This window comes from Brevundimonas sp. (assembly GCF_018608325.1).
Taxonomy (GTDB): domain Bacteria; phylum Pseudomonadota; class Alphaproteobacteria; order Caulobacterales; family Caulobacteraceae; genus Brevundimonas.
In genome coordinates, this window is the sequence record NZ_JABAZW010000093.1 from 1 (window position 1) to 12,164 (window position 12,164).

Consider the following 12,164-nt stretch of genomic DNA (forward strand, 5'->3'; position numbering starts at 1 on the left):
CGCGACGCCTGGCTGCGGGCAGGCGGGGCCTAGAAACCGGCTGGCATGGTTCCGGCGTTGATGGCGATGCGCCCGACCAGTCCCTTGACGATCAGGTCCAGGGCCGAACCCTCGCGGTAATCGGCGGCGGCGACGAAGTTCACCCGGTCCTCGGAGATCAGCGAATAGACCTTCTTCTGGTCCTTCTCGTTCGAGCGCGGGTCATAGACGGCGATGGAGAAGCCACCCTTGGTGTGCATCATCTTCATGGTCGGCACGTCGGTGTCGCCGTCGCCGATGAAGATCATCCGCTCGAACGGCACCGGGCGCTCGTCGTCGGGGATGAAGTGGTTGACCCGCTCGTGCTCCCAGTGGTTGTCCACGCCCTTGTTGATGCGGAACAGATACTGGGTCTTGGTGGTGTAGTTGACGCCCACCGCAGGCCAGGCGGCCTCGCCCTTGTCGTCATAGACATAGTGGGAGGCGAAGACGTGCTTCAGCGCGGGACGGATCGGCGTGCCCTCGATCATCTCCTCCAGCCCGGCGGAGATGATGTAGTGATCGATCTCTAACCCGTAGCGTGCGCCGAATTCGTTGATCCGGTCGAACCAACTGAGGTCTTTCAGGCCTTCGAACAGGGCGACCTCGCGGCCGTGGTCGTGCAGGGTCTCGCGCGTCACCGGTGCGCCGTTCTTGCGCGCATGGTGCAGCATCAGCTGCATATACATCAGGATGCCGTCGCCGTCGGCCTGTTTGGTCAGGCGTTCGGCCTCTTCCCAGAAGGCGCCGATGTCGACGCCCACCGAGGGGATGAAGCTGACCTCCTGCATGTTGCCGCGCGCCAGCGTCCCGTCGAAATCATAGATCAGGGCGGTTTTCAGAAGCGGGGTCTTGTCGGTGTCGGCCATGCGGGCGGGATCCTTCGTCGAACCCGCCCTGTATATCAGTCAGCGGCGCCCGTCGATTGCCGCCTCTGGCCGAAGGTCGGGGCCGCCGCCTTCTGCTCGGCCCAGTAGTCGGCGCCCGTGGTCGGCTTGAACATGGTGCGGGGCGTGCCGTTGCGCGCCACCACGGCGAAGGTGTTGGTCGAGGCCTGATAGATCAGGGTGTCGCCATTGGGCCGTTTCACTGTCTCCGCATCACGGGGCGGACGGGTGGTGAAGCTGGTGACCTTGTCCAGATAGTCGTCGGCGGACTTGGCGTTGAAATCGGCGCCGTTACGGGCATAGAGGCGGGTGATCTTGTCGTCCGTCGTCTCGCGCCGATTGGCGGTCAGGACGGGTTTGGCGACGGGGGCCGTCTCGGCCTCGACTGGTGCCGCAGAAACCAGGGCCTGGGGTTGGGCGTCGGTGCTGCGGTCGCGTGTCTCCACCGCCGAAGGTCTGTCGCATCCGGCCAGCCCCAACAGGCCCAGTGCGGTGAGGGCGGCAAGCCCCTTGGTCAGCGTGGTCATCTTTCCCCCTGCAGATGCGCGTTGTGCGCGAGGTAAACACAACCTTGTGGCCGCGACAATCTCTCCGCCTCGCGTCTCGACCGCGTCATGCGGGACGGGTAAACCGGACCTATGGACATACGCCCCCTGACCAATCGCAAGGTGCTGCTGATCGTCGGCGGCGGCATCGCGGCCTATAAGTCGCTGGAGCTTGTGCGTCTGATCGCCAAGTCAGGCGGCCAGACGCGGGTGATCCTGACGGAATCCGGGGCGCAGTTCGTCACGCCCCTGTCGCTGGCGGCGCTGTCGGGCCATCCGGTGCGGTCGGGTCTGTTTCATCCCGAAGAAGAAACGACGATGGGCCATATCGAGCTGTCGCGCTGGGCCGATCTGGTGGTCGTGGCCCCGGCGACGGCGGGCCTGATCGCCAAGGCGGCGAACGGTCTGGCCGATGATCTGGCCTCCACCACCCTGATCGCCACGGACAAGCGGGTGCTGCTGGCCCCGGCCATGAATGTGCGGATGTGGCTGCATCCGGCGGTGCAGGCCAATGTCGAGCGGCTGAAGGCCTTCGACGGCTTCCACGGCGTCGCGGTCGTGGGACCGGACGACGGCGAGATGGCTTGCGGCGAATACGGCCCCGGACGCATGGCCGAGCCTGCCGCCATTCTGGACGCCATCATCGGCCTGATGGCGGGCGCCGCCGGGCGGCCTCTGGCGGGCCGGAAGGCGATCGTCACGGCTGGCCCGACGTTCGAGCCGATCGACCCCGTGCGAGGCCTGACCAACCGCTCCAGCGGCAAACAGGGATACGCCATCGCTGCGGCCCTGGCTGAACTGGGCGCCGAGGTGACCCTGGTGTCCGGTCCGACTGCGCTTGGCGCGCCTCCCGGCGTAACGCGAGTGGATGTCGAGAGCGCGCTGGAGATGCAGGCGGCGACGCAAAACCAACTGCCCGCCGATATCGCTGTACTGTCCGCCGCGGTCGCCGACTGGCGCGTGGACATTATCGCAGGCGGAAAGATCAAGAAGGGACCGGGCGGCCCACCGACCCTGGCCCTGATCGAGAACCCCGACATCCTGGCGGGGATCGCCGCCCCCGGCCCGAACCGTCCCCGGCTGGTGATCGGTTTCGCCGCCGAGACGACCGATCTGGAAGCCAATGCGCGGGCCAAGCTGTCGCGGAAGGGCTGTGACTGGATCCTGGGCAATGACGTGTCCGACGACGTATTCGGATCAGACGGCAACGCCGTTCTGCTGGTCACCGCCGACAAGACCGAAACCTGGCCGCGCCAGTCCAAGACCGCCATCGCCCGCGCTGTCGCCGCCCGCATCGCCGATCACTTCAAGGCCCCCGAATGACCGAACCCACCGCCGTCCAGATCCAGCGCCTGCCCCACTCTGAGGGTCTGCCTCTGCCTGCCTATGAGACAGCCGGATCGGCGGGCATGGACCTGCGCGCCGCTGTGCCGGAGGATCAGCCGATGACCCTGGCGCCCGGCCAGCGGGTTCTGGTGCCAACGGGTCTGAAGATCGCCCTGCCGCTGGGCTATGAGGCCCAGGTGCGCGCCCGCTCGGGTCTGGCGCTGAAACACGGCATCATCTGCCCCAATGCGCCCGGCACCATCGATAGCGATTATCGCGGCGAGTGCGGCGTCATCCTGGCCAACATCGGCGCCGATCCCTTCGTCATCCGTCGCGGCGAACGCATCGCCCAACTGGTGATCGCCAGGCACGAACGCGCCGACTGGATCGAGGTCGAGGAACTGGACGAAACCGCGCGTGGCGCTGGCGGGTTCGGCTCGACGGGACGGTAGGCCGATGCGGTATGGGGCGGAGGCTGGCGTGGATGATGCGCTGCAGAGCCTCAGCAACCGCGAAAAGGAGACTCTGAGGCTGCTCGCCACCGGGCATGACGCGAAGTCGGCTGCAAACCTTCTGGGCCTGTCCTTGCATACAGTGAATGAACGTCTGCGTTCCGCCCGTCAGAAACTTGGCGTGTCCAGCAGCCGCGCGGCCGCACGGCAGCTGATGGATATCGAGCAGGAAAGCCCCAAATTTCTTGGAGACATGAAATTAGGGGAAGGCCTAGGCCCGGATGACGTGAGACGAGACACGCATTCACATAATCGCCGGGCCCAGTCGCTGGTCTGGTGGATTGGAGGGCTTGTCATCATGTTATCGTTTGCCGTCGCCGCGCTGATCATCACCAATGCCGCAAATCCACAGGCCCCGGCCTCGCAACCGGCTGCGCCTGTACGAACGGCGGAAGCGGGCGCTATTGCGCCTGAGGGCGCCGCTGCTGCTCTGGCATGGGTGGCCTTGTTGGATCGGGAACAGTGGAATGAAAGCTGGAGCACGGCAGGACAACTGTTCCGCTCGCAACTGACACAGGCCGGTTGGGCGACAACCGTTCAGACTGTGCGCGCCTCAGTCGGGCCGGTGGTGTCTCGTGTCCAGGAAAACGCCACCCGCACATCGACCCTGCCGGGGCTTCCTTCCGGTGATTACTTGATCGTCCAGTATCGGACCTCTTTCCGTGACAAGGCCTCGGTGTCGGAAACCGTGGTGTTGACGCATGAGCGAACAGGCTGGAAGGTCGACGGGTATTTCATTCGCTAGCAGTGATTTCGATCCGCGCCGTCTGTTCTAAACCGGCGGCGCGGTCGTCTGCATCAGGGCCTGACGGCGGCGGATGTGTTCGCGCCAGGCGGTGTAGAGGCCGCTGGCGGCGATGAGGGCGGCGCCGGCCAGGGTGTTGGCGGTGGGCGTCGTCTGCATCAGCCACCAGCCGAAGAGGATGGCGCCGACGATCTGCAGATAGTCGAAAGGCGCGACCACGGCGACCGGGGCGGCGCGCAGGGAGGCGGTCATGAACAGTTGCGCCAGGCCGCCCGCGACCCCGCCTGCGGCCAGCAGGGCGAAGGTGGTCGGGCTGTGCATCTGACCCACGAAGGGCAGCAGGATGGCGCCCACGATCGACGAGCCGATGAAGAACCAGAAGACGATGGCGGCGACGTGCTCGGTGTCGCGCAACTGGCGCAGGGTGATGGTCACGGCGGCGGTCAGCAGCGCGGCCATCAGACCGAACCCGATCCCCTCCAGCGGCAGGACGTGTTCACCGTTCGAACCGGGCCGCATGACGATGACCACGCCGATGAAGCCCACGGCGACGGCGGCCCAGCGTCGAGGGCCCACCGCCTCCTTCAGGATCAGGAAGGACAGCAGGGTCGAAAAGATCGGGGCGGTGAAGCTGATGGTCGTGGCGTCGGCCAGCGGCAGCAGGGTCAGGGTCTGGAACAGGCACAGGATTGAGACGATGCCCAGCGCACTGCGGCCCACATGCGCCCAGGGGCGGCGCGTGGACAGGGCGCTGAGGCCGCCCTGGTTGGTCATGACCCAGATCAGCACGACCGGCACGCCGAACAGAGCGCGGTAGAACAGCATCTCGGGCGCCACCACGCCGTCCAGCGACGCCAGTTTCAACACCGCCGACATGACCGAGAAACAGCCCGCCGCCGCGATCCGCAGGGCGATGCCGCCTGCGATATCCTCGGGGCTCGGCTGGGTGGTCATGTCGTTCCTTGGGCGATTGCCGCGAACCCATAGGACCGATAGTCAGGCAAGCCCACCCCTGAGCAGCGGATGGGACGTGTAAGGATGACTATGGACGCATTGCTGCATCAGATCGTCGCCCATGGCGGGGGATTTCTCGCCCTGGCGCAGATCCGGTTCGACGCGGGCAGTCTGGTGTTGGCGGTGGCTCTGGCGGTGATCGGCGGGGCGATGATGCGCGACTGGAAGGCGCTGGACGCCACGGCGAGGGATGCGGCACTGGCCTATATGCTGACGCTGGGGGTGCTGAGCCTGACGACCGGTGGGGATTTCGGGATGCCGACGCCGCTGTCGCTAGGCTTCTGGCTGAAGCTGATGCTGGTTTTCGTCGGGTATGAAGTGGCGATCGCCGGGGTGTTCTTTGTGAAGACGGTGCTGGGCGGGCGGGGGTGAGATTTTCTCTGGCTGCCACCGCAATGAGACTCGTCACCCTCGGGCTCGTCCCGAGGGCCCATCTATCCGCGAGACCGCAAGGAGCGTTATTTCGCTGCGGCGATACGCTTCGCGAGCTCTGGGGTGCATCACCCATAGGCCCTCGGGACAAGCCCGAGGGTGACGGCTGGAGTAAGCGTGCTCAAGTCGCGAGCAACCGCGTTGCGAGCATAGCGCGTCGCATCAGCGCCCAGACATCAGGCCTGACGGAAGCCCAGCACGTCCTGCATGTCGTAGAGGCCCGGACGGCGGGTGCGGACCCAGGCGGCGGCGGCGACGGCGCCCTTGGCGAACAACGACCGGTCGATGGCCGAGTGGCTGAGGGTCAGGACTTCGGCTTCGGAGGCGAACAGCACGGTGTGCTCGCCGATGATGCCGCCGCCCCGGATCGAGGAAAAGCCGATCTTGCCGGTCTGGCGCGCGCCCTGAACCCCGTCATAGGGTTTGGACTGAACGTCGGCGAGGTCGGTGAAACGGCCCTCGGCTGCGGCTTCACCCAGCATCAGGGCCGTGCCCGATGGGGCGTCGACCTTGCGGCGGTGGTGGGCCTCGGTGACTTCGATGTCCCATTCCTGGGCGTCCAGACGCTGGGCCGCGTGCTGGACCAGACCGACCAGGATGTTCACGCCCAGCGAGAAGTTGCCGCTCTTGACGATGGCGATCTTCTCGGCGGCCTTTTCAAGCTCGGCCTCCTGCTCGGGCGTGAAGCCGGTCGAGCCGATGACCAGAGCCGGGCCGCCTATTTCCGCCGACTGCTGGGCCAGCGCGACCGAGGCGTCGGGCGTCGAAAAGTCGATGATGACGTCGCACAGACTCAGGTCCGCGCTCTCGCCCCAGTCCAGACGGGCGGCGACGACGACGTCCTCGCGCGCATCCAGCACCTGGGCGACCGCACGGCCCATTCGGCCGCGATAGCCGGAAATGCCGGCGTGGAAGATTGCGCTCAAGCCGCGTTCTCTTTCGACCCGTCCGCATCCTGATTGCCCAGAATGTCGGCCCAGAAACGCTTCGCCTTGCCGGCGAAGCTGGAATTCCTCGGGTTCTGCCCTTCGCCGAACGACAGGGCAAGCTCTTCGAGGAGTTCCTTCTGACGGGGCGTCAGGTCCGTGGGGGTTTCAACGAACAGTTCGACCACCAGATCGCCGCGCTGGCGACCGTTCAGGTGGGGCATGCCCTTGCCCTTGATTCGGACGGTCTTGCCGGTCTGGGCGCCCGCCGGGACGGAGACGCCTGCCTTGCACTTGCCGTCGCAGGCGTCGGAAACCAGGCAGGGGGCGTCGATCTCGCCGCCCAGCGCCGCCACCGTCATCGGTACCGGCACGGTGACCAGAAGGTCCAGATTGTCCCGCTCGAACAGATCGTGCGGGGCCACCGACAGGAAGACATAGAGGTCGCCGCGCGGGCCGCCGCGCTGACCGGCGTCGCCTTCGCCCGACAGGCGGATGCGCGAACCGTCGTCGACGCCAGCCGGAACCTTCAGGTTCAGATTGCGGGTCTTACGCACCTGACCGTGACCGTGGCAGGTGGTGCAGGGGTCGGCGATCATCTGGCCAGCGCCGCCGCAGCGGGGGCAGGTGCGCTCGACCTGGAAGAAGCCGTTGGCCTGACGCACGCGTCCGGCGCCCTGGCAGGTGGTGCAGGTGACGGGCTTGGTGCCCGGCTTGGCGCCCGAGCCTTCGCAGGTTTCGCACGTCAAGGTCGAGGGAATGGCGATCTCGACCTCGGCGCCCTTGTAGGCCTGCTCCAGGGTGATCTCGAGATCATAGCGCAGGTCCGAGCCGCGGCGCGGTCCGCCCTGCTGGCCGCGGCCCTGCTGGCGTCCGCCGAACGCGTCGCCGAACGCATCGCCGAAGACCTGCGAGAAGATGTCGTTGATGTCGGAGAAGCCCTGACCGCCGCCCTGGCCGAACGGGTTGCCGCCGCCGCCACCGCCGCCGTTCAGGCCCGCATGGCCGTAACGGTCATAGACGGCGCGCTTGTTGTCATCCGACAGGACCGTATAGGCCTCGGAGATTTCCTTGAACTGCGCCATCGACTCTTCGGAGCCGCCGTTGCGGTCCGGGTGATGGATCATGGCCAGCTTGCGGTAGGCCGATTTCAGACCGGGCGCGTCGATCGTGCGCTCAACGCCCAGAACCTCGTAGTAATCACGCGCCATCGGGCGTTGGTCCTCATACTTCCCCTGTCGTCTTCGCTGCGCCTCTGCGAGCACTGATCGAAAACGATGTCCCGACTGACATGGGGGCCGGGACAGACGATGCAAGTTTCATGAAAAGACCCCGCCTATCGCAAGACAAGCGGGGTCCTGTCAGTTCACCGATCTATTACGGATCAGGCGCTCTTCTTTTCGTCGCCGTCAGCGTCCGAGACTTCCTCGAACTCGGCGTCGACCACGCCATCGTCAGCCGGTTGGCCTTCGGCGGCTTCGCCCGAACCCTGCTGGGCGGCGTACATGGCCTCACCCAGCTTCATCGAGGCCTGGACCAGGGTGTTGGTCTTGGCGCGGATGTCTTCCGGGTCCGTACCCTCGCGGGCGGTCTTCAGTTCGGTCAGGCCGGTTTCGATGGCCGTCTTGACGTCGGCCTCGACCTTGTCGCCGTGGTCGGCCAGGGCCTTCTCGGTCGAGTGGATCAGGCTGTCAGCGGCGTTCTGGGCCTCGACCAGATCCTTGCGGCTCTTGTCGGCGGCGGCGTTGGCTTCGGCTTCCTTGACCATGTTCTCGATGTCGGCGTCCGAAAGGCCGCCGTTGGCCTGGATGCGGATCGAGTGTTCCTTGTTCGTCGCCTTGTCCTTGGCGGACACATTGACGATGCCGTTGGCGTCGATGTCGAAGGCGACCTCGATCTGGGGCATGCCGCGCGGTGCGGGCGGAATGCCCATCAGGTCGAACTGACCCAGGATCTTGTTGTCGGACGCCATCGGACGCTCGCCCTGGAAGACGCGGATCGTCACAGCCGACTGGTTGTCGTCAGCGGTCGAGAAGGTCTGGCTCTTCTTGGTCGGGATGGTGGTGTTGCGCTCGATCAGGGGCGTGAAGACGCCGCCCAGGGTTTCGATGCCCAGGGTCAGAGGGGTCACGTCCAGCAGCAGCACGTCCTTGACGTCGCCTTGCAGAACACCGGCCTGAACGGCGGCGCCCAGGGCCACGACTTCGTCAGGGTTCACACCCTTGTGCGGCTCCTTGCCGAAGAATTTCTTCACGGCTTCCTGCACGGCGGGCATGCGGGTCATGCCGCCGACCAGAACGACTTCGTCGATGTCGCCAGCCTTCAGGCCTGCGTCGGCCAGGGCCTTCTTGCAGGGCTCGATGGTGCGGGCGACCAGGTCTTCGACCAGGGCTTCCAGCTTGGCGCGCGACAGCTTGATGTTCAGGTGCAGAGGGCCGGACGCGTTCATGGTGATGAACGGCAGGTTGACCTCGTACTGGGTGACCGAGGACAGTTCCTTCTTGGCCTTTTCCGCCTCTTCGCGCAGGCGCTGCAGGGCCAGCTTGTCCTGACGCAGGTCGACGCCCTGTTCCTTCTTGAACTCGTCGGCCAGATAGTCGGCCAGACGGATGTCGAAGTCTTCACCGCCCAGGAAGGTGTCGCCGTTGGTCGACTTCACTTCGAAGACGCCGTCGCCGATCTCCAGGATCGAGACGTCGAAGGTGCCGCCGCCCAGGTCATAGACAGCGATCTTCTGGCCGTCGTTCTTCTCCAGGCCATAGGCGAGAGCAGCCGCGGTCGGCTCGTTGATGATGCGCAGGACTTCCAGGCCGGCGATCTTGCCGGCGTCCTTGGTGGCCTGACGCTGGCTGTCATTGAAGTAGGCCGGGACGGTGATGACGGCCTGCGTCACCTTCTCGCCCAGATAGGCTTCAGCGGCTTCCTTCATCTTGATCAGGGTGAAGGCTGAGACCTGCTGCGGGGAATAGTCCTTGCCGTGGGCGCGGACCCAGGCGTCGCCGTTCGGGCCCTTGACGATCTCATAGGGCACCATGCCCTTGTCCTTGGCCACGACGGGATCGTCGAAGTTGCGGCCGATCAGGCGCTTGATGGCGAAGAAGGTGTTGGCGGGGTTGGTCACGGCCTGACGCTTGGCCGGTTGGCCGACCAGGGTTTCACCGCCGTCCTGAAGGGCGACCACTGACGGGGTGGTGCGAGCGCCTTCGGCGTTTTCGATGACCTTGGGGGACTTGCCGTCCATGACGGCGACGCACGAGTTGGTGGTGCCGAGGTCGATACCAATGATCTTGGCCATGAGGGTTCTATTTCTCTCTCGTATCGGCGGGCGATGCGGCGGCCTTCGTCGAAGCACCGCGCGTGACCGCCCCCAGTTGGGTTGGCGTTTGATTTGACTGGATAGCCCCAAGTCTTTCAGGGTTTCTCCGAAGCTGGCCCCGATATGGGAAAGACCCCTGTCCCTGCAAGGGCGAACTGCGATTCAACCAAACCATAGATCGGTGAAATATCGGCTGCGGACCACGTTCCGGCGCCCCATAGTGGGGTCTGCCGCCAGCAGAGGCGGTGTTTTGGAAAGAGCCGGATGTTGCGAACCGCCCTGAAAGCCGTTGTCTGCGCCGCTGTGATGCTGAGCGCGGTAAGCGCCGCCGCCGCCCCAGTGAAGCCTGTCGCGCCTGCCGTTGCAGCCCAGGAAGAAGGCTCCAATGACGGGCGGGATCGTCACGTCACGATCAAGAACCGCACCGGCTGGACCATGCTGAGCTTCTATGCGTCGGACGCCAGCAAGGACGATTGGGAAGAGGATATCCTGGGCGACGATGTGCTGGAGAACCGCCAGAACGTCCGCGTCAACATCGACGACGGCTCGGGCGCCTGCGAATATGATTTCAAGGCCGAGTTCACCAATGGCGAGGAGCTGACCCGCTTTGGCGTCAATGTCTGCGAAGTCAGCGAATACACCTTCTCCCGCTGAGACCGCGACGGGGATAGAGGGGTTCCGGCTGCTGGATGCTGAAGCCCAGTCGCGGCTGGTCCAGGCGGTGTTTGCGGCGCTGGAGACCGCGCCCCTCTATCGCCTCCAGACGCCAGGCGGTCGACCCTTCTCGGTGCAGATGAGCAATCTGGGCCCGCTGGGATGGGTGTCGGATCGGGGCGGCTATCGCTATCAAACGACCCACCCGGTCACTGGTCAGGCCTGGCCCCCGATCCCGGACCTGTTGCTGGATCTGTGGGCCATGACGGTCGGCGGGGACCGGCGGCCTGACGCCTGCCTGGTCAATCTGTACCGGGACGGCGCGAAAATGGGACTGCATCAGGATCGCGATGAGGCGGACCTGAGCGCCCCGGTCCTGTCGGTGTCTTTGGGCGATGCGGCCCAGTTCCGCATCGCTGGCGCGGATGGCCGTACGCGGACCCTGCGCCTGACTAGCGGCGACGTCTGCGCCTTGACTGGCCCGGCCCGTCTGGCGCGTCACGGCATTGACCGGGTTCTGGAGGGATCATCGCGTCTGATCCCGGGTGGAGGACGGCTGAACCTGACTTTGAGAATTGCTCGCTGAACACCGCGATTTCGTGACTGGACGCAGGAACGAGGGCGGGGCCACTGTCCCGGCTTCTCTTTTCCGACCGGAGCGCCGCCGATGACTGTTCTCACCCGTCCCGAAGGTTCCGCCCCCGAAGATCTGCACCTCAGCCGCCGAACCCTGGGGGCACTGGGTGGTCTGCTGTTCGCGGGCTATGCGACGGCGGCTCTGGCCAAGGAGGCCAAGCCGATCACGACGGACGCCAACGGCCTGACCACCGCGACAGTGACCTATCGGGCGCCTGACGGCTTCAACCTGCCCGCCTATGTGGCGCGTCCGGCGGGTGACGGCCCCTTCCCGGTGGTGATCGTGGTGTCGGAAGTGTTCGGCGTGCACGAATATATCCGCGACATCTGCCGTCGTCTGGCCAAGCAGGGCTATGCCGCCATCGCACCCGCCTTCTTCGTGCGGGTGGCGGACCCGGCCCCCCTGACCGAGTTCCCCAGGATCATGGAGATCGTCTCGGCGGCCTCCTACGAACAGGTGATGGGCGACATCTCCGCCACGCTTGACTGGTCCAGCCAGCAGCTGTGGGCCAAGGACGGCAAGGTCGGGATCACCGGCTATTGCTGGGGCGGCAAGGTGGTCTGGCAGGCCGCGGCCCGCTTCGCCGCTATTGGCGCGGGCGTCGCCTGGTACGGGCGCCTGGCCCCCGCATCCGATGCGACCCCCGCCCAGATTTCGGCGGGCCAGCCCTGGCCGGTCGATCTGGCTGACGACCTGAAGGCGCCGGTGCTGGGTCTGTATGGCGGCAAGGATCAGGGCATCCCTCTAGACAGCGTCCAACGCATGCGTGAGGCCCTGCAGAGCGCGGGCGAAACCGCCAGCCAGATCGTGGTCTATGACGACGCACCACACGGTTTCCACGCCGATTATCGTGACAGCTACGTCGAGGCGGACGCCAAGGATGGCTGGACGAAGCTGCTTGCCGTTTTCGACAAAGCGTTAAAACATTGAGCGCTTAATCTTTGATCTAGTCTGTGGGGACATTCGAAGACCTTGGGAGGGGTCGAGATGGTCGGCACGCGTTTACAAAAGGCGGCGCTTCTGAGCCTGGGGCTGTTGTTCCTGCCATTGGCCGCATGTGGCGGCGGTGGTGGGGGCGGCGGCAGTGGCGGCGGGGGCGTCGTTACCCCGCCTCCTCCTCCACCTCCTCCACCTCCTCCTCCTCCTCCTCCT

General features: G+C 65.6%; 13 protein-coding genes. 7 read left to right on the top strand and 6 right to left on the bottom strand.

Translation table 11 applies throughout. The annotated features are described in order from the left end of the window. Positions 1–29: 29 nt before the first annotated feature. Positions 30–887 (bottom strand): haloacid dehalogenase-like hydrolase, encoded by an 858-nt coding sequence (locus QZ281_RS09140; protein ID WP_292227437.1) that lies wholly within the window; start codon positions 885–887, stop codon positions 30–32. Between the two features lie 35 nt (positions 888–922). Beyond that, positions 923–1,432, bottom strand: coding sequence for an S-type pyocin family protein (locus QZ281_RS09145; protein WP_292227440.1), 510 nt, complete (start codon positions 1,430–1,432; stop codon positions 923–925). Positions 1,433–1,543: 111 nt separating this feature from the next. On the opposite strand from QZ281_RS09145, the gene coaBC reads away from it, so the two are divergent. The 3 genes from coaBC to QZ281_RS09160 are packed head-to-tail and all read left to right on the top strand — an operon-like array spanning position 1,544 to position 4,033. Beyond that, positions 1,544–2,773, top strand: a complete 1,230-nt coding sequence (gene coaBC / locus QZ281_RS09150; RefSeq protein WP_292227443.1) for a bifunctional phosphopantothenoylcysteine decarboxylase/phosphopantothenate--cysteine ligase CoaBC — start codon at positions 1,544–1,546, stop codon at positions 2,771–2,773. Then, positions 2,770–3,228 (top strand): dUTP diphosphatase, encoded by a 459-nt coding sequence (dut, locus tag QZ281_RS09155; protein ID WP_292227446.1) that lies wholly within the window; start codon positions 2,770–2,772, stop codon positions 3,226–3,228. Before coaBC ends, dut begins: the two co-directional genes overlap by 4 nt. A gap of 28 nt (positions 3,229–3,256) precedes the next feature. Then, the gene (locus tag QZ281_RS09160; protein ID WP_292227449.1) at positions 3,257–4,033 is read left to right on the top strand and encodes a DUF4019 domain-containing protein; all 777 of its coding nucleotides are present in this window, start codon (positions 3,257–3,259) and stop codon (positions 4,031–4,033) included. Between the two features lie 27 nt (positions 4,034–4,060). On the opposite strand, the gene QZ281_RS09165 is transcribed toward QZ281_RS09160, so the two are convergent. Continuing rightward, complete coding sequence (locus QZ281_RS09165) at positions 4,061–4,987, bottom strand: DMT family transporter (RefSeq protein ID WP_292227452.1); 927 nt, start codon at positions 4,985–4,987, stop codon at positions 4,061–4,063. Positions 4,988–5,071: 84 nt separating this feature from the next. Between QZ281_RS09165 and QZ281_RS09170 the strand changes: the two genes are divergently transcribed. Continuing rightward, entirely contained in the window at positions 5,072–5,419 is a 348-nt protein-coding gene (locus tag QZ281_RS09170) for a hypothetical protein (protein WP_292227455.1), read from the top strand. Between the two features lie 236 nt (positions 5,420–5,655). On the opposite strand, the gene dapB is transcribed toward QZ281_RS09170, so the two are convergent. The 3 genes from dapB to dnaK all read right to left on the bottom strand — a co-directional run bounded on the left by dapB (position 5,656) and on the right by dnaK (position 9,700). Then, the gene (gene dapB, locus QZ281_RS09175) at positions 5,656–6,405 is read right to left on the bottom strand and encodes a 4-hydroxy-tetrahydrodipicolinate reductase (protein ID WP_292227458.1); all 750 of its coding nucleotides are present in this window, start codon (positions 6,403–6,405) and stop codon (positions 5,656–5,658) included. Continuing rightward, positions 6,402–7,616 carry a molecular chaperone DnaJ gene (dnaJ, locus tag QZ281_RS09180; RefSeq protein ID WP_292227460.1) on the bottom strand — a complete coding sequence of 405 codons (1,215 nt, stop codon included), beginning with the start codon at positions 7,614–7,616 and terminating at the stop codon, positions 6,402–6,404. Before dnaJ ends, dapB begins: the two co-directional genes overlap by 4 nt. A 173-nt stretch (positions 7,617–7,789) precedes the next feature. Further along, on the bottom strand, positions 7,790–9,700 hold the full coding sequence (dnaK, locus tag QZ281_RS09185) for a molecular chaperone DnaK (protein WP_292227461.1): 1,911 nt from the start codon (positions 9,698–9,700) through the stop codon (positions 7,790–7,792). A 285-nt stretch (positions 9,701–9,985) separates the two neighbouring features. Here dnaK and QZ281_RS09190 point away from each other — a divergent pair, with 285 nt between their 5' ends. The 3 genes from QZ281_RS09190 (at position 9,986) to QZ281_RS09200 (ending at position 11,942) form a co-directional block, all read left to right on the top strand. Beyond that, a complete protein-coding gene (locus tag QZ281_RS09190) occupies positions 9,986–10,375 on the top strand; it encodes a hypothetical protein (protein WP_292227463.1) in 390 nt (129 codons plus the stop codon). Then, complete coding sequence (locus QZ281_RS09195; protein ID WP_292227465.1) at positions 10,338–10,961, top strand: alpha-ketoglutarate-dependent dioxygenase AlkB; 624 nt, start codon at positions 10,338–10,340, stop codon at positions 10,959–10,961. The genes QZ281_RS09190 and QZ281_RS09195 overlap by 38 nt, the downstream gene beginning before the upstream one ends. An 81-nt stretch (positions 10,962–11,042) precedes the next feature. Further along, positions 11,043–11,942, top strand: coding sequence for a dienelactone hydrolase family protein (locus tag QZ281_RS09200; protein ID WP_292227468.1), 900 nt, complete (start codon positions 11,043–11,045; stop codon positions 11,940–11,942). Positions 11,943–12,164: the final 222 nt, after the last annotated feature.

Bases quoted from the DNA above. Each gene is read 5' to 3' on its own strand.
- QZ281_RS09190 (WP_292227463.1), top strand. From the start codon at position 9,986: ATGTTGCGAACCGCCCTGAAAGCCGTTGTCTGCGCCGCTGTGATGCTG.
- dut (WP_292227446.1), top strand. From the start codon at position 2,770: ATGACCGAACCCACCGCCGTCCAGATCCAGCGCCTGCCCCACTCTGAG.
- QZ281_RS09165 (WP_292227452.1), bottom strand. From the start codon at position 4,987: ATGACCACCCAGCCGAGCCCCGAGGATATCGCAGGCGGCATCGCCCTG.
- QZ281_RS09200 (WP_292227468.1), top strand. From the start codon at position 11,043: ATGACTGTTCTCACCCGTCCCGAAGGTTCCGCCCCCGAAGATCTGCAC.
- dnaJ (WP_292227460.1), bottom strand. From the start codon at position 7,616: ATGGCGCGTGATTACTACGAGGTTCTGGGCGTTGAGCGCACGATCGAC.
- QZ281_RS09145 (WP_292227440.1), bottom strand. From the start codon at position 1,432: ATGACCACGCTGACCAAGGGGCTTGCCGCCCTCACCGCACTGGGCCTG.
- QZ281_RS09170 (WP_292227455.1), top strand. From the start codon at position 5,072: ATGACTATGGACGCATTGCTGCATCAGATCGTCGCCCATGGCGGGGGA.
- QZ281_RS09140 (WP_292227437.1), bottom strand. From the start codon at position 887: ATGGCCGACACCGACAAGACCCCGCTTCTGAAAACCGCCCTGATCTAT.
- QZ281_RS09195 (WP_292227465.1), top strand. From the start codon at position 10,338: ATGTCTGCGAAGTCAGCGAATACACCTTCTCCCGCTGAGACCGCGACG.
- coaBC (WP_292227443.1), top strand. From the start codon at position 1,544: ATGGACATACGCCCCCTGACCAATCGCAAGGTGCTGCTGATCGTCGGC.
- dnaK (WP_292227461.1), bottom strand. From the start codon at position 9,700: ATGGCCAAGATCATTGGTATCGACCTCGGCACCACCAACTCGTGCGTC.